This window comes from Thermodesulfobacteriota bacterium, from assembly GCA_040755095.1.
Classification (GTDB): domain Bacteria; phylum Desulfobacterota; class Desulfobulbia; order Desulfobulbales; family JBFMBH01; genus JBFMBH01.
Map to the genome: position 1 here is coordinate 35,078 of JBFMBH010000001.1, position 23,586 is coordinate 58,663.

At 67.2% G+C, this 23,586-nt stretch carries 10 protein-coding genes and 1 tRNA gene; 6 read left to right on the forward strand and 5 right to left on the reverse strand.

All coding sequences use genetic code 11. From position 1 onward, the window contains the following. Positions 1–52: 52 nt before the first annotated feature. Positions 53–4,327 carry a hypothetical protein gene (locus AB1634_00125; protein MEW6217923.1) on the forward strand — a complete coding sequence of 1,425 codons (4,275 nt, stop codon included), beginning with the start codon at positions 53–55 and terminating at the stop codon, positions 4,325–4,327. 164 nt (positions 4,328–4,491) lie between these two features. Then, on the forward strand, positions 4,492–12,633 hold the full coding sequence (locus AB1634_00130) for a DUF2341 domain-containing protein (GenBank protein ID MEW6217924.1): 8,142 nt from the start codon (positions 4,492–4,494) through the stop codon (positions 12,631–12,633). A 129-nt stretch (positions 12,634–12,762) separates the two neighbouring features. Here the strand turns inward: AB1634_00130 and lpxC are convergent, their stop codons facing one another. The 3 genes from lpxC to AB1634_00145 form a co-directional block, all read right to left on the reverse strand. Beyond that, entirely contained in the window at positions 12,763–13,707 is a 945-nt protein-coding gene (gene lpxC / locus AB1634_00135) for a UDP-3-O-acyl-N-acetylglucosamine deacetylase (protein MEW6217925.1), read from the reverse strand. Positions 13,708–13,955: 248 nt separating this feature from the next. Next, complete coding sequence (lpxK, locus tag AB1634_00140; protein ID MEW6217926.1) at positions 13,956–14,996, reverse strand: tetraacyldisaccharide 4'-kinase; 1,041 nt, start codon at positions 14,994–14,996, stop codon at positions 13,956–13,958. After that, positions 14,993–16,273 carry a glycosyltransferase N-terminal domain-containing protein gene (locus tag AB1634_00145; protein ID MEW6217927.1) on the reverse strand — a complete coding sequence of 427 codons (1,281 nt, stop codon included), beginning with the start codon at positions 16,271–16,273 and terminating at the stop codon, positions 14,993–14,995. The genes lpxK and AB1634_00145 overlap by 4 nt, the downstream gene beginning before the upstream one ends. Between AB1634_00145 and AB1634_00150 the strand changes: the two genes are divergently transcribed. Continuing rightward, entirely contained in the window at positions 16,272–17,075 is an 804-nt protein-coding gene (locus AB1634_00150; GenBank protein ID MEW6217928.1) for a 16S rRNA (uracil(1498)-N(3))-methyltransferase, read from the forward strand. The genes AB1634_00145 and AB1634_00150 overlap by 2 nt on opposite strands. Here the strand turns inward: AB1634_00150 and murJ are convergent. Further along, a complete protein-coding gene (gene murJ, locus AB1634_00155; protein ID MEW6217929.1) occupies positions 17,023–18,621 on the reverse strand; it encodes a murein biosynthesis integral membrane protein MurJ in 1,599 nt (532 codons plus the stop codon). The genes AB1634_00150 and murJ overlap by 53 nt on opposite strands. A 359-nt stretch (positions 18,622–18,980) precedes the next feature. Here murJ and fusA point away from each other — a divergent pair, with 359 nt between their 5' ends. After that, positions 18,981–21,059 (forward strand): elongation factor G, encoded by a 2,079-nt coding sequence (gene fusA / locus AB1634_00160; protein MEW6217930.1) that lies wholly within the window; start codon positions 18,981–18,983, stop codon positions 21,057–21,059. 100 nt (positions 21,060–21,159) lie between these two features. Here fusA and purM read toward each other — a convergent pair whose 3' ends face one another. After that, on the reverse strand, positions 21,160–22,212 hold the full coding sequence (gene purM / locus AB1634_00165; GenBank protein MEW6217931.1) for a phosphoribosylformylglycinamidine cyclo-ligase: 1,053 nt from the start codon (positions 22,210–22,212) through the stop codon (positions 21,160–21,162). A gap of 421 nt (positions 22,213–22,633) precedes the next feature. Between purM and AB1634_00170 the strand changes: the two genes are divergently transcribed. Next, entirely contained in the window at positions 22,634–23,284 is a 651-nt protein-coding gene (locus AB1634_00170; GenBank protein MEW6217932.1) for a zinc ribbon domain-containing protein, read from the forward strand. A 68-nt stretch (positions 23,285–23,352) separates the two neighbouring features. Further along, positions 23,353–23,429, forward strand: a tRNA-His gene (locus tag AB1634_00175). Positions 23,430–23,586: the final 157 nt, after the last annotated feature.

A 23,586-nucleotide genomic window follows, 5' to 3' on the forward strand; every position in this document is an offset into this window, starting at 1 on the left:
CGCCCGGAGTGATGACCGTGGGGCCAATCGGATCGGTTGAAGGAGAATGGGCATGAGCAGCGTGGCGCGGGCGGTTCTGGCAGGCATCCTGGGGGGCCTTCTCCTCGCCGGCTCGGCGGCAGCCGACCGGTTCGGCTCCGACTATCCCCACAACCTGAGCACCAACACCGCCTGCCCGGGGTGCCACTACGTCGTCAGCGACACGCCGCCCCCCTGGGTCAACAGCGCTACCCCCTATGACAGCCTCTGTCTGAGCTGCCACAACCAGGTGGTGCTGCCGCACCTGGTGGTGAAGACCCACTCCAGCGCCAACACCACCAACCGCTACGGCGTCTGGGCCATCGAATGCCGCACCTGCCACTGGCCCCACCACCAGCTCCAGTACCAGACCTACGGCGCCGCCCAGGCCACCGGCATCTCCACCGGCATGACCTCGGCGCCGCCGGACCAGGAGCACCCGTACGGCTCCGGCACCCTGACCATGGCCGGCGCCGGCTGGGCCGAGGACCAGTTCAACGACTCCATCCTCGTCCCCAACACCGCCAACCCAAGCTACAACGCCCGGATCCTCGACACCACCAGCGACACCCTCACCGTCAGCCCGGCCATCGACCTGACCAAGGCAGCGGTGGGCAACACCTTCGCCATCTTCTATGGCAAGCTGATCAAAAACGAGATCACCACCCCCAACAGCGGCAAGAAGACGGTACGCCTCTTTGCCACCAGCGGTGCCAACTCCTATGCCGACGGCGATGCCAACCGCGACGGCGTCTGCGAGGTCTGCCATACCCAGACCAGCCATTTCCGGAACGATGGCAGCGCTGCCGACCAGCTGCACAGCAATGTCGGCGGCGGCCAGGCAGCCAAGAACTGCATCGCCTGCCACCCCCACAGCGGCGGCTTTGCCCATGGCGGCGGCGGCGCTGGCGGCTCTGGCTGCGACTCCTGCCACGGCCACGACGACGGCTTCGGCGGCGAGGGCATCGGCGGCAAGGGCACCTACGCCACCCACTCCACCCACACCGAAAACGATGCCGACGACCTCCGGGGCCCGGCCGTGGGCTGCGGCGCCTGCCACGACACCAACGCCTTCCCCAACTTCAAGGACGGCGCCACCACCCTGGCGGCCACCACCGTCTGCAACAACTGCCATTCGCCGGGCGGCTCCTACGACGGGGTCAACAACCAGACCTACGGCGCCAAGGCCAACTGGCGGACGGGGATCTACGAGCCCAACGGCGCCCTGAAGGCGGGCAAGGAGCTGTGGTGCATCAGCTGCCATGACGAAACGCCCGCCAACAGCGCCCAGGACGGCTCCGGCGTGCCCGCCCCCAACAAGGCCGGCGACGGCACCACCTACGGCTACTACCTGACCGGCCACGGGGTCAGCGGCAGCTACCCGGCCACCCTGCACGGCCAGAACGGCCCGGCCTATGCCTGCACCGCCTGCCACAGCTCCACCAGCGCCCACTTCTCCGGCGCCCTGGGCGATGCCCTGCGCCTGGAGACCGTGCCCGACGACGGCCTGGCCTCCACCTCCACCATCTCCGAGGTCTGCCTCGACTGCCACCAGAAGGGCCAGGCGTCAGCCGGCGCCCTGGGCTTCGATGCCACCGCCGAGGCCAGCATCCACTCGGGCGCCGTCTCCGGCCGCTACAACACCAACGCCGCCACCGCCTTCCCGGCCTACGGCAACAGCGCCGACTACGCCACCAGCCCCGGCTACCAGTGCGAAGACTGCCACGAGGTGCACGGCACCAGCAAGCTGGCCATGGTGCTGCCCACCATCGACGGCAAGGTGGGCGGCGCCAGCAACCCGGTGGCCATCACCGGGCTCGAGGCCAGCGACACCGATCTTCGGGATCTCGACCCCAGTAACGCTGCCAACAACGGCGTCTGCGACGCCTGCCATGCTGCCGGCGGCGATCCCCATCCGGACACCAACCATGCCAACAACCACAACTGGGGCCAAAACGGCAACTCCTGCGTCACCTGCCACGCCCACACCGACAGCTTCGCCCACGGCGGCGGCGGCGGTGCTCCTGGCGGCGGCTGCGGCTCGGCCGACTCCTGCCACGGCCTCCAGGACGCCCACCCCGCCCACGTCGCGGCAGCCGGCAATGTCGGTGCCCCCTGCGGCCGCTGCCACGACACCGGCAACATGCCCCGCTTCAAGGACGGCGGCAGCAGCCAGTTCAACACCACCGTCTGCAGTGACTGCCATCACGACGGCACCTTCGTGGCCACCGGCCTCCGGATCGCGGCCCATGCCGTACCGGCGTGGGAGTCGGCCACCGAGGTCGACTGCACCGGCTGCCACGACTCTGGACCGGTCTATGCCAACGCCGCGCCCAAGGCCAACTCCCATGCCGCCCACAGCGGCTTTGGCTGCAGCAGCTGCCACGCCAACACCACCGCCACCGGCAACAGCATCAGCGGCCAGGCCAACCACCTGAACAACGCCTACGACCTGGCGGCCGGCGCCGGGATAAGCTTTGCCTACACCTTCGACGCCAACGGCTCCACCTGTGCCACCATCTCCTGCCACGGCGGCACCACCGCCCAGTGGGGCCAGTCGGCCTGCCTCGGCTGCCACTCGGTCTCCCTGGGCAACCGGGCCCCCATCACCGGCCAGTTCGCCGGCAGCTCCCACCATGTCCAGGGGGTGACCGTCGAGGGCCAGCACTGCTACCAGTGCCACTGGGAGGCCAACAGCGACGGCAGCATCAACCTCGCCTTCCACGGCGGCACCGCCACCCCCGGTGCGGTGGTCAATCTGGTCCTCTACGGCGCCGGCAGCAGGCCCACCGCCTACAGCGAGGCGGCCACCGGCATCGGCTACCTCGCCGACGGCGCCCGCGCCCAGATCGCCAAGCTCAACCTCCACTGCCTGTCCTGCCACAGCGACCAGAACAACGACACCGAGCCCTTCGCCGACTGCAACACCCCCCGCCAGTATGCCTGGGACCGCAGCTCCATCGCCGCCCGCTACTCCCAGACCGGCACCACCACCTGGGGCAAGTACACCACCAGTTCGTACCCAAAGGTGGCGGCGAAGAACCTCATCAAGTCCTTCTCGGCCCACGGCAACGCCATAAGCAACCAGGGCGGCTTCGATCCGGCCACCGGCCTCGACGCCACCATCGCCAACACCCGGGGCGGCTTTGCGAACGTCCTGTGCTTCGACTGCCACAACGCCCACGGCTCGGCGGCCGTGGGCAGTACCTCCAGCTACCGCAGCTTCGCCGGCGACCAGAGTGGCGGGCTCCTCAAGAACACCTTCGCCGGCAAGGGCGGCTACACCGTCTCCTACCTTCCGCAGGCCAATACCGACGATGCGGACCGTAGCCCTTACAACACCGGCGCCGATCTCTGCTTCGACTGTCACATGACCGCCACCATCGGCCAAACCCCCTGGGGCTATCAGCAGACCTTCGGGGCCTCGAAGCCAATCATGGGCTACAAGGACGGCTTGCGTTTCGGCACCAGTTACAGCGGCACCAAGCAGCGCTTCCCCTTCCGGGGGGGCCGCACCAACCAGGGGGGCCACATGATGGCCTCAAGCAGCCTCAAGGGCCTCAACGGCACCAGCGAAGGGGACGAGGCCGCGCACCAGATAGGCGGCCTGTGCACCCCCTGCCACGACCCGCACGGCGTCTCCCTGACCCTGGGCATGAACCAGGGCTATGGCGTGCCCCTCTTGAAGGGCACCTGGCTCACATCGCCCTACCAGGAAGACTCGCCCGAGATGACCGGCACGCCCTCCACCGATGGCTGCCAGTCAGGATGTTCCGGCTATGACAACACCCAGGACCGTCACTGGCACACCGACCGGGTGACCTTTGACACCAACAGCAATATCCACGACGCCGGCGGCACGATCACCGAGGAGGACGAGGTCTTCGCCGGACTCTGCCTCCGGTGCCACACCAAGGCCAATCTCACCGACGGCATCAACAAGAACACGGCCTGGAAGACCGTGGACCGGATCCATGAAACCGTGCGGGGCTGGGGGAACAACCAGGAACACACCTTCCCCTGCTCCAAATGCCATGTGCCCCACAACTCGGGCTTGCCCAGACTGATGCAGACCAACTGCCTCGACTTCAACCACCGGAAGCAGGTGCTCAAAGGCGGCATTCCCAGCTACGCCGGCAATCCCGACCACGGCCACGGCTTCTTCCCGGGCTTTGCCGTACGAACAGTGGATCCCGCCAGTCTGGGAGGGTGCCACGAGGTGGACGGGGCCGCAGGCGGCGGCGGGCCCTACACCGGCGGCAACACCTGGCCCTTTGTCGAGCTGTGGAACGAGGTGACGCCGTGGTGATTTCGTCCTGGAATCCGAGAAACGAGGCTGTTATGGCAACTCTGTACAGGTCACAACCAGTCCTGGTTTTCACAACAGTCTTTCTCCTGGCTTTTGCAGGCCTCGCTGTTTCCGCCCCTCCCAACACTCCCAGCAACTCTTCGCCGGCCAACGCCGCCACCGGAGTGAACCTGACCCCAACCCTGAGTGCCTCCGCCTTTTCCGATCCGGATGCCGGCAATACCCACAGCACCTCCCGCTGGCAGGTACGAAAGAGTTCCGGCGCATACGGCGATGCGAACAGCTATGACAGCGGCACCATCCTGGATCTCACCAGTCATATCTTCAACGACAATGTCTGGCGGTCCGCATACCGGCGGACCGTCTCGCTTCTGCCGGCCACCTCCATCCCCGATTACCAGGTCAAGGTGGAACTGTCCCATGGAACCTTTGACTACTCCAAAGTGGCCGGCGCCAATGGCGAAGACCTCCGTTTTTTTGATGGCAATGGCACCCCGCTTTCATACTGGATCGAGACCTGGAACACCGGCGGGACCTCCACCATCTGGGTCAAGGTCCCCAATGCCGGGACTGACCAGATATTCCTTTATTACGGCAATCCGGCCGTGGCAGCGGCAAGCGACGGCAAGGCGGTGTTCGATCTTTTCGACGATTTCGGGGACGGCACCCTGGATGCGGGTTTATGGGAGAGCAGTGGGATGAGCGAATCCGGCGGCTATGCCTACGGCTCCAGCAACAACAGCGGCTGGCGCTTTATCCGGAGCATAACCGCATTCGACGACAACGTCGTTCTGAAGGCCAAGGTGCGCATGGTCGGCGACCGGGGCGGCCAGGGCTCGGACTTCCTGGGATTCTACGATCAGGCGGCGGGAACGCCAGCCAATGCCGCTTCCGCCTTGCCTGCGACGACCAAGCACATCGGTTTCGGCGAGGGCTGGTGCGCTGACTGGATGCAATGCCCAGAGCAGGCCAACGGCAGTAACCGTTCAGGAGTCAACTCCGGCATCGGTGGTGGCAGCGATATTACGGTCACCGTGCAGATCACGCGGCAGGGAACCAGCACAGATTTCTCGATTTCACAGCAGGGAGGCGGCAACCATGCAACCACGTTGACCAGCTATTCACCGACCGGGACCTCTCTGGACATCTTTCTGGGGGTGGTGGACACCAACTCCTCGTATGGGGCGCTGGACATCTATGTTGACCAGGTCCTGGTCCGAAAATACGTAGCAGGCGAGCCGGTTGCCAGCCTTTCCAGTGAATCGACTTCGCCAAAGGCCGCCTTGATGCCGGGCACCACCTATTCCTGGCATGTGCAGTACCGTGACAATACCGGCCTGTGGTCTTCCTGGTCCGACGAGACCTCGTTCACCACCTTCATCAACAGCGCGCCCCAGCTCCCCGCGGCTTCCTCGCCCAGGAACACCACCATCGACAGCGCGCTCCCGACCCTGACCTCCTCGGCCTTTTCCGACCCCAATCCGGGCGACAGCCACGGGGCCTCCCAGTGGCGGATCTCCACTGCCAGCGGTGATTATACCGGCGGCAACCTGGTGGTGGATTCCGGCGAAGACACGGACCATCTCACCACGTATCCCCTGGCAACCGCGCTCGCTTCGGCAACCACCTATTACTGGCAGGTGCGGCACCGGGACATCAGCGGCCTGTGGTCCGACTGGTCCGCCGAGGCCAGTTTCGACACCGTGGCCAATTTCCTGCCCGATACGCCCGTGAACAGCAGTCCGGCCGCCGGCGCCACCGGGGTGTCGCGCACCCCGACCCTTACGGCCTCGGCCTATTCCGACGGCGATGGCGACCCGCACCGGGCCAGCCAGTGGCGGATCAGCACGGGCACGGGTGCGAATTTCGACGCCAACATCCTCTACGACACCGGACCGGTTTCCGGCCAGGCGAGCCATACCCTCGACGCGACCCTGTCCCCGGACACCACCTATTACTGGCAGGTTCGCTATCAGGACGACCAGGGCGCCTGGACCGGGTATTCCGCCGAGACCTCGTTCACCACCGAGTCCTTGCTGTCGACCTACGTGAAATTCCACTGGAAGTTCGACGAGACCAGCGGCTCCACGGCCTACGACACCGCGGGCAACCACAACGGCTCGGTCACCGATGCCGTCTGGAACGCGAGCGGCAGGCACAACGGCGCCATCTCCTTTGACGGTTACGACTCCCGGGTAACCACCTCGTTCAGCGGCTGGCAGCCCGCTTCCTACTCGGTGGAGTTCTGGATCAAGCCAGCGAATTGCGTCAATAACAACCAGCGCATCATCTCCCGGGACCAGTGGGGGCAATGGGCATTTTACTTCGGCACCGATGCCGGCTGCAACCTGTGGGTTGGCGCCGACGGCACCCAGGCGTTCAACCCCCCGGGCACCCTGGACCTCAATGTCTGGCAGCATCTGGTCTTCACCTATGTCAACGCCACCGCCACCGGCATCTTTTACAAAAACGGGGTTGCCTTGGGCTCGTCGTCCAGCATGACCCTACACAAGCCGTGGACGGAATTCTTCGTCGGCCAACAGTACCAAAACACGCTCAACGGCATGGTGGACGGCGTGGTCGTCTACACCCGGGCACTCACCGCGGCCGAGGTCCAGGGCCGGTACCAGGAAGGGGCCGGCCCCATGCTCTCCAGGCCTCCGGCCCAGCCGGTCAACACCTCTCCGGCCGACGGCGCCACCGGCATCACCATCGATACTGGCCTGACTGCCGGCGCCTTCTCCGATCCGGACGGCAACAGCCACCAGGCATCCCGCTGGCGGATCCGAACGGCGGCCGGCGCGTACGGCGACGGGGCCTCCTATGACAGCGGCGTCACCGGGGACCTGACCGCCCACACCCCGTCTTCCTACGTGATGGTGGAGAACATCCAGTACTTCTGGCAGGTCCAGTACCAGGACAACACCGGCGCCTGGTCCGCCTGGTCCGAGGAGACCGATTTCACCATCCGCGGCAACAACCTCCCCAACACCCCCTCCGCGGTCTCGCCCAAGGACACCAGCGTGGTGACCAGGCGGCCCAGTCTTTCCTCTTCCGCCTTTGCCGACCCGGATGCGGGCGACACCCACCGCGCCTCCCAGTGGCGGGTCTCCACGGCAAGCGGCGATTATGCCGGTGCCAACCTCCTGCACGACAGCGGCGCCACCCAGACCGACCTCACCGGCTATTCGGTGCCCGCGGATCTCACCGTGGAGACGACCTACTACTGGCAGGTCAGACACCAGGACAACGGCGAAAAATGGTCGGCCTGGTCGCAGGAGGCCGCCTTCACCACCCCGGCGAACCTGCCGCCCCGGCAGCCGGTCAATGCCTCGCCGGCCGACACCGCCACCGGGGTATCGAGAACCCCAACCCTGATCGGTTCGGCCTTCAGCGATCCCGAAGGCAGCGTCCATCAGGCGAGCCAATGGCGGCTCTCCACGGCGTCGGGCCCAGGCTTCGAGGCCGCCCTGGTCTATGACACCGGCCCCATTGCCGAAACCATCCGCACCCAACACCTGGTGGCCACGACCCTGTCGTCGGGTGTCACCTGTTACTGGCAGGTACGGTACCAGGACGGGGAGGGGCTGTGGTCGGCCTACTCCGAAGCCACCTCCTTGACCCCCATTGCGACCGCCGCCGCCTATGCACCGGATGGCAGCGGGTATATCCGGGACTGGTTGCTCCTTGGTTACTATGCAGCCGCGGGCTGTTCGGACACCGGCAGCAGCTACATCAATGAATCAGGCAGCACGCCGGCTGTCGGCGACGGCCCGTATTCCGGGAAATACTGGACGGCGCACCACGATACGGACAACCTGATCGATTTCGATTCGATCTATGGCGGCGACAACCGGCTGGCCTATGCCGCGGTCTATGTTTACTCGGGGAGCACCCGGAGCGCTCAGTTGCGCCTCGGCTCGGACGATGCGATTGCTGCCTGGTTGAACGGAGTCAAGGTCCACAACAATCCAAGCTGCCGTGGGTATTCACCAGATCAGGATGTTGTGGCGGTCACCCTGCTCAAAGGGTGGAACAGGTTGCTCATCAAGGTGACAGACGGCGGGGGAGGCTGGGGCTTCTACTGCCGGTTCACCAACACCAGCGGCACACCGCTCACCGATCTCGGCCTGGCCTTCACCTATAACCCGCTCACCAGCGGCGATGCGCCCGACCGCCCCGTGAACACTTCGCCAGCGGCTGGGGCGACCGGCGTTTCCTGCACCCCCACGTTGAACAGCTCGGTGTATTCCGATCCGAACGGCGATGCCCATCAGGCCTCCCGCTGGCAGATCCGGAAGAGCGATGAATCCTATGGCGGATTCTTCTCGTATGATTCCGGCACGATCAACGACAATCTCACCAGCCATACGGTACCCATTGCCCGGGGCCTGACCCCGGGGGCGACCTATTACTGGCATGTCCAGTACCAGGATTCCGACAACTTCTGGTCCTCCTGGTCTGCGGAGACCAGTTTCACGGTTCGCGGCAACAGCGCTCCCAACACCCCCACGGCCGTATCGCCCAGTGGGGTCAGCGTCACCAGTGCCATGCCGACCCTCGTCTCCTCGGCCTTCAGCGACCCGGACGCGGGCGACGCCCATGCCGCCTCCCAATGGCGGCTCACCAGGGTGAGTGGTGACTACTCGGCCCAAGCCCTGGTTCATGACAGCGGCGAGACCGCCTACAGCCTCACCAGTTATCCCTTGCCGGTGGATCTCGCCCCGGCCGTCACCGTGTACTGGCAGGTCCGGCACCGGGATGCGGGCTCTGCCTGGTCAGCCTGGTCGGCTGAGTCCAGCTTTAGCATGGCCGCCAATCTGGCGCCGGAAAAGCCCTCCAATCAGACCCCTCTCCATGGCGCTATCGAGATCAGCCAATCCCCAACCTTGGCCGCGTCCGCCTTTGTGGATACTGATTCGGGCGACAGCCATCAGGCGAGCCAATGGCGGCTGAGCACGGCAGCAGGCGCAGGCTTCGAGGCCGCCATAGTCTATAATAGCGGCCCATGTGCCGATCTTGTCAGCCACACCGCGGCAACACCCCTGGCCGGCTCGACCGCCTATTACTGGCAGGTGCGCTACCAGGACAACCATGGCAACTGGTCCGACTACTCTGATGAGACCATGTTTACCACCACCCACTCGCTGGAATCGGTGGTGAAGCTCCACTGGAAATTTGATGAGACCAGCGGTTCCACCGCCTATGACACCGCGGGCCATCATAACGGCTCGGTCACCGATGCCACCTGGAACGCGAACGGCAAACTGAACGGCGCGCTCAGCTTCGACGGCTACGACTCCCGGGTGACCACCTCGTTCAGCGCCTGGCAGCCCCCTTCCTACTCGGTGGAGTTTTGGATCAAACCGGCAAATTGCGCCTCTTACAACCAGCGCATCATCTCCAGAGACCAATGGGGGCAATGGGCCTTTTACTTCGGCACCGATTCCAACTGCGGCCTGCATGTCGGCGCGGACGGCACCCAGGCGATTAGCCCCCCGGGCACCCTGGACCTCAATGTCTGGCAGCATTTTGTCTTCACCTATCATGCCTTCAACCATTTGGGCGTCTTCTACAAAAACGGGGTTGCCTTGGGCTCGTCGTCAAGCATGACCGAGCATAAGCCGTGGACGGAATTCCTTGTCGGGCTACAGTACCAAGACACGCTCAACGGCATGGTGGACGAGGTGGTGGTCTATGAACGTGACCTCACCGCCGCCGAGGTCCTGGCCCGCTACCAGGCCGGAGGTGCTCTGCTGTCAACGCCTCCCAACCAGCCGGTCAATGTGTCGCCCGCCAGCGGGGCTACCGGGCAGGCCATCCTGCCGACCTTCTCCGCATCCGCCTTTTCCGACCCAAACCCCGGCAACCGCCACAACGCTTCGCGCTGGCAGGTGCGCCCCGACGACGGCGCCTACGGGGACATGGACTCCGTCGATTCCGGGATCACCTCCCAGGCGTTGACCTCCTTGACCCTCGACCCGGGTCCGGCCTGGGCCGATCCGGCCTGGTCGTACCGGCGAAAGGTCTCCCTTGCACCGGCCACACCAACCACCGACTTCCAGGTCCGGATCAAGCTCACCCCTGCCGCCTTTGACTACGCCCACGCCAAGGCTGACGGCTCCGATCTCCGCTTCTTCTCCACCGGTGGCGCGGGATTGGATTACGCCATCGAATCGTGGAACACCGCCGGCGACTCCACCATCTGGGTCAAGGTGGCGGACAGCTCCACCAGTGCCATCTATCTCTACTACGGCAACCCGGCCGCCAGCCCGGCCAGCGCCCCGGCGACGGTATTCGATTTCTGGGACGGTTTCGACGGCACGAGCCTCGACAGCGCCAAGTGGCCGCAGTCGTCCGGGGCCGTCGTGGCCGGGGGCATCGTCACCCTGAATGCCCAGACCGACGACCAGGCCGGCGCCGAACACTTCATCTATGCCGCCGGCTCCTCGGTCTCCATCAACTCCGTCATCGAGTTCCGGCACCACTCGGTGGCCACCAACAGCCGGGACCGTTTCGGCATCACCGACCGGAGAACAACCCTTTATCTGAACAGCGCCAACTACATCGGCATGCAATTCTTTTCCGACGGCGTCATGTATGCCGACACCAACAACGGCGGCTCGGCGAGCCAAGTCAGCCTGGGCGGCTACGGGGCATCCTGGCAGACCATCGGCCTGGCCTGGACCACCGGCTCGGCCCGCTACTACCGAGACGACAACCTGCTCTACGAATACACGACCAACGTTCCGACTGCGGACGACACCTTGCATCCCTTCCTGCGCGACATCTCGCAGACCGACTGGGTGCGGGTACGCAAGTTCGCAGCCAGCGCGCCGGTCGCCGGACTGGACGTCGAGACCACCCAGGGCGCCAACCTGAGGCTGCTACACGCCACGACCTATTATTGGCGTGTCCAGTATCAGGACGATACCGGCGCCTGGTCCCGGTTCTCGGCGGAGACCGCCTTCACCACCGTGAACGACGCTGCCCCGGCTGCTCCCACCAGCCTTACAGCCTCGACGGTGCCGCCCTGCCGCATCGATCTGTCCTGGACCGATGCGATCGCCAACGAGACCGGCTTCCGGATCGAGCGCAAGATCGGGGCCGGCGGCTCCTGGAGTGAGATCGCCCTGCTGGCCGCCAATGCGTCCGGCTATTCCGACACCACCGGCCTGGCCGCCAACACCACCCATTTCTACCGGGTCAAGGCGACCAACAGCGGCGGCGATTCTGCGGCCTCGAACGAGGCGAGCGCCACCACCACTGCGATCACCTACTATCAAGATGCCGACAGCGACAGCTACGGCAATCCGGCGGTCAGCCAGGCGGCCTGCAGCGCGCCGGCCGGTCATGTCACCGACAGCACCGACTGCGATGACGCCAACCCGGAGATCAACCCGGCCACCAGCTGGTACAAGGATGGGGACCAGGACCGGTATTCGGATGGCACCTTCCTGGCGCAGTGCACCGATCCAGGGGCCGACTATTATCTGGCCATCGATCTTGCCGCTCCCAGCGGCGACTGCAATGACCACGACCCCGCCCTCCATCCGGCCACCATCTGGCACAAAGACACCGACGGCGACGGCTACTCGGACGGCGGCCGCCGCAGCCAGTGCCTGGATCCCGGGCCGATCTATTACCGGGCCGCCGAGCTGACCGCGGTCAGCGGCGACTGCGACGACAGCAACGCAGCCATCAAGCCCGGGGCCACCGAGGTCTGCGACGGCAAGGACAACGACTGCGACGGCGAGACCGACGAAGGCTTCGCCGCCGACCACACCTACTTCCGGGATGCCGACGGTGACGGCGACGGCGACGCCGCCAGCCCCCTGGCCACCTGCCAGGCCGGCGCCCCGGCCGGCTATGTTGCCACCAGCACCGACTGCAGCGATACCAACGCCGCGGTCAACCCCGGCGCCACCGAGTCCTGCAACGGCGTCGACGACAACTGCAACGGCCAGGTGGACGACGCCTGCACCCCCTGCGCCGCCACCCCGGCGGCCCCTTCCCTGCTGACGGCCACCGCCGTCAACTCCCGCCTGGTCGAACTCGGCTGGACCGTGAATTCCACCTGCGAGGATGGCTTCGTCGTGGAGATGCTCGCCTGGAACGGCCTATGGATCGAACGGGCGACGGTGGGTCCGGCCACGGCCAGCTTCCTGGACACCAACGGCATCCAGCCGGCCACCGAGTACCGTTACAGGGTGCGGGCCTTCCGGGGGGCCAACAGCTCCGCCAACAGCAACGAGGCGGTGGTCACCACCCCCGCCTACACCCCGGGCGATCGCCCCTGCGACTAGGGGCAGGCCGGGGCGGTCCCCCCGGCCCCACGCCCCCTCCCCCCCAAAAAGAAGATCCCGCCCGCGGCCAGTGGCCGGGGGCGGGATCTGTCGTTTTCGGGAAACGGCCCTGCCGCAAGGGCCGCGTGGCTACAGGCGGGCGGGAGCGCTGCAGCTCCGGCCGGCCAGGGCTGCCGGCGGGGTCATGGCCAGGGGCAGCTCGTCGGGGCCGACGATCTCCCAGGCATCCGGCTGCCGGCGGATGGCGGCCAGCAGCTCCAGATGTTGGCGGTGGCCGGTCTTGTGGGCCTGGACATGGCCCAGCAGACAGTGGCCCAAAAGGGCCAGATCCCCCACCAGATCCAGGATCTTGTGCCGGACAAACTCGTCGGCGTACCGGAGCCCCTCGACGTTCAGCACTTCCTCCGGGCTCAGCACCACGGCGTTGGCCAAGGACCCCCCCAGCCCCTTGCCCAGCTGCCGCAGCCGCTCCACCTCGGAAAGGAAGCCGAAGGTGCGAGCGCCGCTGATCTCCCGGGCAAAGGCCTGGGGCGACAGCTCGAGGGAAAATTCCTGCCGGTTGATAAGCCGGTGAGCAAAATCGATGGTGTAGCTGACCTTGAACCCCTCATAGGGAGACACCGCGATCCAGGCATCGCCGTCCCGGACCTCCAGGGGCCTGGTGATCCGCAAGAACCGGCGCCTGAGGCCCTGCCGGCGCACCCCGGCCTTTTTCAGGAGGCGCACAAAGGGCCGGGCGCTGCCGTCCATGATCGGCACCTCGCCCTCGTCCAGCTCGATGACCGCGTTGTCGATGCCCAGACCGGCCAGGGAGCCCAGGAGGTGCTCGGTGGTAGCGACGCTGACGCCGTTGGCGGCGAGGGTGGTGGCCAGCTGGGCGTCCACCACCGCGCTCAGGGCGGCCGGCACCGCAGCCCCTTCCCGGTCGAGACGACGGAAGGTGATACCCGCGCCGGCGTCCGCCGGCCGGATGGTCATGTTGACCCCCCGCCCGCTGTGCAGACCCACCCCGGCCACGCTCACCTCGCGATCGATGGTCTGCTCGTAAAGCCCGAAGGCCGCTCTGATGCCCATGGTGATGCGCCCTTTGTTGCCGCTATGATGAAGGGCGGCACTGGTGTCCTCCCAGTCCAGCGCCGTGGCTGCTCTCCAGCCTGCAGCTGGCAGCCGAAGCAACAATGATGCCACAAGGGCGCTGGCACCGGCACACAGGGCACAAGGAATGGAACAACAAGGCGTTCAGGCCCGGAAGCCTTGCCGGGCGGATGGCTCGGAGGCGGCGGCCCCTGTGGGCAAAAAGACACACCACGGGCTGATGTGACTCAGGGGCCGGCCAGCCAGTCCAGGAACAGGCGGTCGAAGCCCGCCGCCACCCGGGGTGCCACCGTCAGCGCCCGGAGCGGCAAGGGAGAATCCGGCCGGGGTCCGAGCCGGACCAGATCCTTTTCCGTGGTGACCAGCCAGCGGGCACCGCACCGGAGGGCGGCTGCGGTCAGCCGCTCCAGATCGGCGCGGCTGTATGCGTGGTGATCGGCAAAGGCGCGATGCCCGGCCACAGTCACGCCGGCCGCCCGGAGGGTGGCGGCAAAGGAATCCGGGTTGCCGATGCCGGAGAAGGCAAAGGCCGGCAGGCCTTGCACCGCGGCCAGGGATTGCCGCTCCTGGCCCGCATCCACCAGGTCCTTCGGCTGGTAGTGGCTCGCAAAAACCGGGCACCCGGGCGCCAGCCGGTCCAGCAGGGCTGCCAGATCCGGGGCCGGCCGGTCTGCCCCCTGGCCGGTCAGGACCAGCACCTGGGCCCGGGCCAGGGCCGAAGCCGGCTCCCGCAGCAGGCCGCCGGGGAAGATCCGGCCGTTGCCGAAAGGGGTCTCCCCGGCCAGGAGCACGATATCCAGGTCCCGGGCCAGGGCCAGATGCTGGAAGCCGTCGTCCAGGATGACGAGGTCGGCGGCCAGCTCCCGCACGGCGTGCCAGCCGGCCAGGGCCCGGCGGCGGCTGATGATGACCGGCACCCCGGGCAGCAGGCGGGCCATGAGAAAGGGCTCGTCGCCTGCCGTGGCAGCGTCGATAAGGGGCGGGCCGCCCCGGCTCACCACGGTCACCGGCCCGGCCGCTGTTCCCCGGTAGCCGCGGCTGACCACTGCCGGCCGCCGGCCGTGCGCCTGGGCCAGGCGCGCCAGGTGCACCACCAGGGGGGTCTTGCCGGTACCGCCCAGGGTGAGGTTGCCCACCGACACCACCGGCACCGGCAGTCGGGTCACCGCGAACAGTCGCCGGCGGTAAGCCCAGGCCCGCCAGGTCATCAGGCGGCCATAGAGGGGGCCGAAAGGCCGGCCCAGGACCTGCCAGGATGGCGCCTTCACGGCCACAGCCCCGAAAGAAGCTCCAGGTGCCGCCGGGTCACCCCGGCGTGCGCGGCCACCAGCCGCAGCCCAGCCCCGGCCATGGCCTGCCTAAGACCCGCATCCGCCAGCAGCTGGGCCAGCCGGCGGGCCAGCTCCCGGCTGTCCGCCACCCGGAAAGCGGCGCCGGCAGCCTCCAGATCGGCGGCGATCTCCGCAAAGTCCTCCATGTGGGGGCCAAAGAGCACCGGCTTACCCAGGCGGGCCGCCTCCAGGGGATTGTGACCGCGCACCGCAACGAGGCTGCCACCGATGAAGGCGGCATCGGCAAGGGCGTAGAGGGCCACCAGCTCGCCCAGGGTGTCGAGCACAAAGACCTGGGGATCGTCCGGGCACGGGCCCTGGCGGCGACCGCAGCGCCAGCCCTGCCCCGTAGCCAGGGCGGCCACCTCCGGGCCCCGCTCGATCCGGCGCGGCGCGATGGCCAGGCGCAGCCCCGGAAACCGCGGGGTCAGGTCCCGGAGGGCATCCAGGAGCGGCCCCTCCTCCCCGGCATGGGTGCTGCCCGCCACCAGGAGGAAGACGCCGGTGGCCAGGCCCAGGTCCGCCCGGCGCAAAGCGGCTCCGCCGGGGGCCGCCGGAGAGCCGGCCTCGTACTTGAGGTTGCCCAGAGCGACCACGCGATCAGCCGGCGCGCCCAGGTCCCGGAAGCGCTGGCCGTCCTGGCCGGACTGCACGGCCACAACCCGGAAGGCGGCCAGCAGGGGAGCGAGCAGGGGCCGCAGCCTCCGGTAGCGCCGCCAGCCGGCCTCGGAGAGCCGGCCGTTGACCAGAACCGCTGGCAGGCGCCGCCGTAGGATCTCGTGCAGAAAGCGGGGCCAGAGGTCGGTTTCCACCACCACCACCAGGCCTGGCTGCACAAGGCGGAAATAGCGTCGTACCACCGGTCCCAGATCGAAAGGAAAGGGTATGATGGCGTCGGCCACCCCGGCCAGGAGGCGGCCGGCCGCCGCCGCGCCGCTGGCCGTGGTGGTGGAGAAGACGATGGCGACCTCTGGCCGCAGCTCCCGGAAGCCCCGCACCAGGGGCGCCACCGAGGTCACCTCCCCCACCGACAGGGCGTGGATCCAGATGCGGGGCCGGCCCGCCGCCGCCCGGGACAGCAGACCGGCCAGGCCCCAGCCCAGGCGGGCCAGGAACCGCTGCCGGTATTGGGGCCGGGCCAGCACCACCATCGCCAGCACCGGGGCCAGCAGGAGCAGCCCCAGGCTGCCCAGCAGCTGATAGAGGAGGATCATGAATCTCGTTCTCATCGTGGCCGATGATTTCGTGGCTGCCGACCAGGTGCTGGTGACCGGCCGCCGGGCCCGGCACCTGCAGGAGATCCTGGCCGTCGCCCCTGGCAGCCGGGTGCGGATCGGGCTGGTGGATGGCCCCCTGGGCGAAGGGCTGGTGGTGGCCAGCGGCCAGGCGGGGGTGCGCCTGGCCGTGCGCTTCACCGGTCCGCCGCCACCCCGGCCGCGGATCGATCTCGTCCTGGGCCTGCCCCGGCCCCTGCAGCTCAAGAGGATCCTCTTCACCGTGGCCAGCCTGGGGGTGGATCGCCTCTTCCTGCTGCGGGCCGCCGGGGTGGAGAAGAGCTATCTGACTGCCTCGATCCTGCAGGAGGACAGTGTCAAGGAGCATCTCCTCCAGGGCCTGGAGCAGGCCATGCACACCGCCCTGCCCCGGGTTTCGGTGCACCCGCGCTTCCGGCCCTTTGTCGAGGATCTGCTGCCGGACCTCCTGCCTGCCGGCGGCCTGGGTCTGGTGGCCCATCCCGAGGCCGCAGCCGGTCTGGCCGAGGTGGCGCCTCCTCCCCTGACGTGCCCGGTGCTGCTGGCGGTGGGGCCGGAGGGGGGGTGGAATCCATTCGAGCTGGCGGCCTTCGCTGCCGCCGGCTTCTTGGCCTTCTCCCTGGGCCCGCGCATCCTGCGGGTGGAAACCGCGGTGCCGGTGCTCCTGGGCCAGCTGCAGCTCCTGGCGGAGCCGGCCCTGGCCCGGGCGGTCAAAGGGCGCGACGCCCCAGCCGTGCCCGGAGTCGATCGGCCAGAAGCGTAAGCTCAGCCAGCCCCAGAAGATACAGGGTGACCCCGTAGACCAGGCCGGCACTGGCAATGGCCAAGATCAGAAACAGGATCTCGGCCAGCAGGCCCTGGCCGGCGGCCGGCCCCCACCAGGAGAAGGCTACGGCCAGCCAGCCGGCCATGAGACCGGCCGCGGTGGCGATCTTGGCCAGGCCCCGGCCCAGGTAGCCCCAGCCCAGTCCGCCCAGCTTGCGGGTCAGGACCAGACACAAAAACAGGCAGTTGAGGGTCATGGCGCCGGAGGTGGCCAGGGCCACCGACCGGTGCTGGAGCCGCTCGATCAGCACCAGGTTGATGGTGATGTTGGCGGCCACTGCCAGAAAGGAGCCCAGCACTGGAAAGCGGGTGTCGTCCAGGGCATAGAAGACCGGCACGATGGTCTTCACCGCCGCGTAGGCGAAAAGGCCCAGGCAATAGAGCCGCAGGGCCTGGGTGGTCATGGCCGTGTCGGCAGCGGTGAAGGCGCCGTGCTGGAAGATGACTCGCACCACCGGCTCGGCCAGGGTCATGAGCCCCACGGTGGCCGGCACGGTCAGGCACAGGCCCACGGTTAGGGAGGAGACCAGGCTGGACTTGAGGCTGGCGAAATCCCGGGCCGCGGCATGGTGGGCCACCACCGGCAGGGTGGCCACGGCCAGGGCCACCCCGAAAAGACCGATGGGGAACTGCACCAGCCGGAAGGCGTAGTTGAGCCAGGAGACGCTGCCCTCGGCACAGGAGGCGGCAAAATTGGTGTTGATGAAGATGTTGAGCTGGGTGGCGGACAGCCCCACCACCGCCGGCAACATCAGCCGGAAGACCCGGCGGAGTCCCGGATCGGCCAGATCCAGAAGGGGCTGCCAGGGGAAGCCGCAGCGGGCCAGACTCGGCAGCTGCACCCCCAGCTGCAGAAGCCCGCCGGCCAGGGTGCCCACCGCCATGCCGGCGATGGCCGGCTGGCCCAGGGCCGGCATCAGGGCCGCACAGCCTACCCCCACCAGGACCGAGCCCAGGTTGAAGAAGGAGGAGGCGAGGGCCGGCACGAAGAAGCGGCCACGGCTGTTCAGGATGCCCATGACCACCGCAGCCAGGGAGATACTGATGAGAAACGGCATCATGATCCGGGCCAGCCGGCTGGTGAGACTGACCTTGTCGGCAACCGCGGCGAAATCCGGCGCCAGGGCCAGAACCAGGGGCCGGGCCGCCAGCATGCCCAGGCCGGTGATGAGGACCAAGAGGAGGGCCACCGCCACCAGCACGTTGTTGGCCAGCCGCCAGGTGGCCGCCTCCCCCCGGTTGCGGCTGGAGTCGGCGAAGACCGTCACAAAGGCCGAGCTCAAAGCCCCCTCGGCAAAAAGATCCCGCAGGAGGTTGGGGATCCGGAAGGCCACCACAAAGGCGTCGTAAGCGTAGCCGGCGCCGAACAGGCTGGCGAAGACCTGCTCCCGGACCAGCCCCAGAAGGCGGCTGGCCAGGACCGCGATGCCCACCACCCCGGCCGAGCGGGTGATGCGGCCGGTATCAGCGCTGGCTTCCTGCATCCCAATCCTCTCCTTCCCGGCCGGGCTGCCGACATGGGTGTCGCCCACTGTAGCAGGAGTGCCTGCCGCCGACAACGGCAGCTGTCGTCCCCGGTGGCGGGACCTCATCTTCCTTGACTTTGCGAAGAGCTTCCGAATAGTATGCGCACGGTCCGTTTCTCCGGACCCCCGCCACTGGCGTCGCCTCCCGGCGGGCTGCCACCTGGCCCTGCCAGGCGGCCCGGCACCAGGCTCTCCCCACCACCGCTGTCCGCGCCCAGGCGCTTGCCGGGTCAAGACGGAATTGAGCCCAGGCTACTGACTCCGGCCCCCAGGCCTCGGGGCGGCCGGGGCACCCCAAACCCTTGGAGGAGGCGTGCATGCAGGACACGAAGCTGCTTCGGAATGTGGCCTTACTGGGTCAGAGCGGGACCGGCAAGACCTCTCTCGCGGAAGCCCTCCTGTTCACGGCGGGCAAGCTCAGCCGGCTGGGCCGGGTGGACGACGGCTCCAGCGCCATGGATTCCGAGCCTGAGGAGACCCGGCGGCACATCACCATCAGCGCCGCCTTCCACAACTGCGACTGGAAGCGCCACACCATCGTCCTCACCGACACCCCCGGGGAGGACAACTTCTTCACCGAGGCAGCCATTGCCATCCACATGGCCGACGCGGCTATCCTGGTGCTGGATGCCCCGTCCGGAGTCAAATACCAGACCGAAAAGCTCGCCGCCGCCATGCGGCGCCAGGCCCTGCCAGCCATGGTGGTGGTCAACAAGATGGACAAGGAGCGGGCCAACTTCCCGGGGGTGACCGAGGCCTTGAAGGCCGTGCCAGGCCTGAAGCCGGCGGTGATTCAGCTGCCCATCGGCGCCGAGGCCGCCTTCTCGGGGGTGGTGGACCTGGTGGCAGCCAAGGCCTATGTCTTTGACAAAGGCGGCACAGGCAAGGTGCAGCCGGCGCCGATCCCGGAGGACATGGCCGACGAGGTACGGGCGGCGCGGGAGGTGCTCATGGAGGCGGTGGCCGAGACCGACGACGAGCTCATCGAAAAATTCCTCGAGGAGGGTGAGCTGAACGACGAGGACCTGGCCAAGGGCCTCACTGCCGGTGTACGCCGGGGCCAGATCACGCCCGTTCTGGTGGCTGCCGCCACCGCCAATCTGGGCAGCGAGCTCATCCTGAGCGCCGTGCTCGATTTGCTGCCACCGCCGGACGAGCGGTCGGCCCGCGCCGGCACCGATCCCAAGACCGGCAGCGCGGTGGAAAGGCTGCCGGCCGCCGACGCCCCTTTCTCCGCCGTGGTCATGAAGACCATGAGCGACCCCTATGCCGGCAAGCTGTCCATCTTCCGGGTCCTGTCCGGCACCATCACCTCGGACTCCACCGTGACCAACACCAGCAAGGGCGCCAGCGAGCGCCTCGGCCAGCTCCTGGTGCTGGAGGGCAAGAGCCAGCGGCCGGTGGCCGAGGCCGGTCCGGGCATGGTGGTGGCGGTCACCAAGCTCAAGGAGACCGCCACCGGCGACACCCTGGCCGCGGATGCGACGCCGGTCCTCTATCCCCCCTTGACCCCGGCGCCGGCGGTGATGTCCTTTGCCGTCAGCCCCGCCAAGAAGGGGGACGAGGAGAAGGTGTTTTCGGCCATCGGCAAGGTGCTGGAGGAGGACATCACCTTGCGCTTGAGCCGTGAGGTCCAGACCAAAGAGATCCTCATCTCCGGAGTCGGCCAGCTGCACCTGGAGGTGGTGGTGGAGAAGATCCGCCGCAAGTACGGGGTGGAGATGGCCCTGCATCCGCCCAAGGTGCCCTACAAGGAAACGATCAAGGGCTCCACCCGCATCCAGGGTCGCTACAAGAAGCAGTCGGGCGGCCGGGGCCAGTACGGCGACACCTGGCTCGAGATCGAGCCCCTGCCCCGGGGCGGCGGCTTCCAGTTCGAGGACAAGATCGTCGGTGGCGTGGTGCCCAGACAGTATATCCCGGCCGTGGAGAAGGGCATTGTCGAGGCCATGAGCGAGGGCGCCCTGGCCGGCTACCCCATCGTCGACGTCAAGGTGGCCCTGGTGGACGGCTCCTACCACACCGTCGACTCCTCGGAAATGGCGTTCAAGATCGCCGCCTCCATGGGCTTCAAAAAGGGCATCCTCCAGTCCAGCCCGGTGCTGCTGGAGCCGATCATGAACATGACCATCACCGTGCCCAAGGACTGTGTCGGTGACGTGATCGGTGACCTCAACAGCCGGCGGGGCAAGGTGATGGGCATGGACTCCGGCCCGGACGGCGAGTTGGTCACCGCCCAGGTGCCCATGGCCGAGGTCTTGACCTACTCGCCGGATCTGACCTCCATCACCGGCGGCCGCGGCTCCTTTGTGCTGGATTTCTCCCACTACGAGGAGGTGCCCAGCCACCTCACCGAAAAGATCGTCGCCGCCGCCAGCGAGGCCAAGGGCTCCTAGACCCCGGCTGGCCCGAGACGCAAAACGCCAACAGCCCGACCCCGGCTTGCTGCCGCGGCGGGCTGTTGGCGTTTTCCGGCGGGGCGAGCGCCCCCTGGGGTCAGATGATGTGCACCGGCTGGATGGCCTGGTTTTGCCGGAAGACGATCTCGCCGATGAGAAATGGCGTCTCGTGGAGGGCACGCAGCTGCTGCATGACGTCCTCGGCGATGCTGTCATCGACGATGATCACCATGCCGATGCCGTTGTTGAAGGTCTGGTGCATCTCCCCGTCGGTGAGGCCGCCCTGTTCCTGAAGGAAGGGGAAGATGGGCGGCACGGTCCAGGAGCCCCGCTCGATCACGGCCCGGCACTCCTTGGGCAGCACCCGGGGCACGTTGTCCACCAGACCGCCCCCCGTAATGTGCACCACCCCGCCGACCTTGAAGTTCCGCTGCAGGTTGAGGATCGTCTCGGAGTAGATGCGGGTGGGACGGAGCAGCTCTTCTCCCAGGGTACAGCCCAGGGGCGCCACCTGATCCTGTACCGACAGCCCCAGCTCGTCGAAGCAGATCCGGCGCACCAGGCTGAAGCCGTTGCTGTGCAAGCCGCTGGACGCCAGACCGATGATCTTGTCGCCCACCTTGATCTCAGAGCCGTCGATGATCCGGGAGCGCTCGGCGATGCCGACCACGAAGCCGGCCACATCGTAGTCGCCCGGCTGGTACATGCCCGGCATCTCCGCCGTCTCGCCGCCGATCAAGGAGCACTTGGCCAGCTCACAGCCCTTGGCGATGCCGCGGACGATGGCCGTGGCCTGCTCCAGATCCAGCGCCGCACAGGCAAGGTAGTCCAGAAAGAAAAGGGGCCGCGCGCCGCTCACCGCCACGTCGTTGATGCACATGGCGACCAGGTCGATGCCAATGGTGTCGTGCTGGTCGCACAGCTGAGCGATCTTGAGCTTGGTGCCCACACCGTCGGTGGAGGCGACGAGCACCGGATCGTCATACTGATCCGCGCCCAAGGCGAACAGCCCCCCGAAGCCACCGATATCGGTGAGCACCCCCCGCCGGAAGGTGCCGGCCACAATGGGCTTGATCCGCTTGACGAACTCGTTGCCCTTGTCGATGTCTACCCCGGCCTGGCGGTAGCGCGGCGAACTGGTATCGGCCATCATGTATCCAAAATATTGAAGGCAAATCGAGATATTACACAGAAGAGACCCCTGCGCCCCGACGCAGAGGCGACTCCCTTTCTAATTTCTCTCCTGGGAAAAGTCAACGCTTTTTCCAGGCCCGGCGCCGGAGGCACTCGCGCACCGGGGGTTAGCTGCCCTTGCCAAGAAGGGAATCGGAGTTACACTAAGGCTCATTATGCGCCGTTTTGTCGAGATCGTCCTGCTGGCCCTGTTCCTGGCCGGGCTGGCCTACCTGGGCAACCGGCCCGCCACCTGACAGGCTCCTGCCGTGGCGCTCCCGTCGGGGGTGCCCCGTCCTGCTGTCCCAGGGACGGTGCCATTGCCCGGGGCAGCAGAGACCACGCCCTGACGGCTGCGCCCCCCGATGAGCACCCTAGAATCTGCCCTGGAGAGCACCATGAGCGATGCATGCCCCACCCTTGTCACCGAGAAGCGGTTCTGTCCCCACTGCCAGGGCGAGCTGACCTACTGCCAGGCCCCGCCCTTCCACGTGGGCGACGGTCTGGGCTGGGGCTGCGAGGCCTTCTACGTCTGTTTCAACGACGAATGCCCGCTCTATGTGCGCGGCTGGAAGTTCATCGAGGCCAACTTCGGCCACTGCGCCTCCTACCGCTACATGCTGTCCGAGGGGGCGAGCGAAGGCTCCACCATGATGGTGGCGAGCCCCGATGCTTACAAGGGCTGCATCGTCGACCACGAGGCCTTGCGGCTGCAGGATGCCCGCTACCAGAAGGAAAAGGAGGCGGTGGCCAGCCTGGGCAGCTGTGTGGCCGAGCACAACCTGGCACCGGTCCTGCAACTCCTGCTGGACGAGGCGGCCCACCGGGAACATCGCCTGCAGGCCTGCGCCCTTTTGACCGAGCTGAATGACCTGGCCTGCGTCGACCCCTTGCGCAACCATACCTTCCGCACCTCGGATGTGGAACAGCAGGTGCACCTGGCAGTGGAAACGGTGCTGCGCCAGAACTTCAGCAAGATCTGCCCCCACTGTGCCGAGATCATCAAGGCCCAGGCCAAGCTGTGCAAGCATTGCCACCAGCCGCTCTGAGGCCCTGATTTGCCCTTGCCAACCACAGGGGGGCACACTATAATCCGTCGATCGTCGCAAGGCGTGTGGTGAGCGTGGCTCAGTTGGTTAGAGCACCGGGTTGTGGCCCCGGAGGTCGTGGGTTCAAGTCCCATCGCTCACCCCAGAGGATGCCTCAAGGTTACGGGCCCGCGCCCGTAACCTTTTTTGTTGCCCAGCCGCCGGATCGCGCCCTTGCGTGCGCCATCTGGCGGTTGCCAACGGCAGCCCGGTGACGCACAATGGTCAGGAGGCCGTGCCCCGCCGCCGGTCCAGCCTTCGCC

Coding starts and splice junctions, on each gene's coding strand:
- AB1634_00125 (MEW6217923.1), top strand. CDS start 53: ATGAGCAGCGTGGCGCGGGCGGTTCTGGCAGGCATCCTGGGGGGCCTT.
- lpxC (MEW6217925.1), bottom strand. CDS start 13,707: ATGGGCATCAGAGCGGCCTTCGGGCTTTACGAGCAGACCATCGATCGC.
- AB1634_00150 (MEW6217928.1), top strand. CDS start 16,272: ATGAATCTCGTTCTCATCGTGGCCGATGATTTCGTGGCTGCCGACCAG.
- AB1634_00145 (MEW6217927.1), bottom strand. CDS start 16,273: ATGATCCTCCTCTATCAGCTGCTGGGCAGCCTGGGGCTGCTCCTGCTG.
- murJ (MEW6217929.1), bottom strand. CDS start 18,621: ATGCAGGAAGCCAGCGCTGATACCGGCCGCATCACCCGCTCGGCCGGG.
- fusA (MEW6217930.1), top strand. CDS start 18,981: ATGCAGGACACGAAGCTGCTTCGGAATGTGGCCTTACTGGGTCAGAGC.
- purM (MEW6217931.1), bottom strand. CDS start 22,212: ATGGCCGATACCAGTTCGCCGCGCTACCGCCAGGCCGGGGTAGACATC.
- AB1634_00170 (MEW6217932.1), top strand. CDS start 22,634: ATGAGCGATGCATGCCCCACCCTTGTCACCGAGAAGCGGTTCTGTCCC.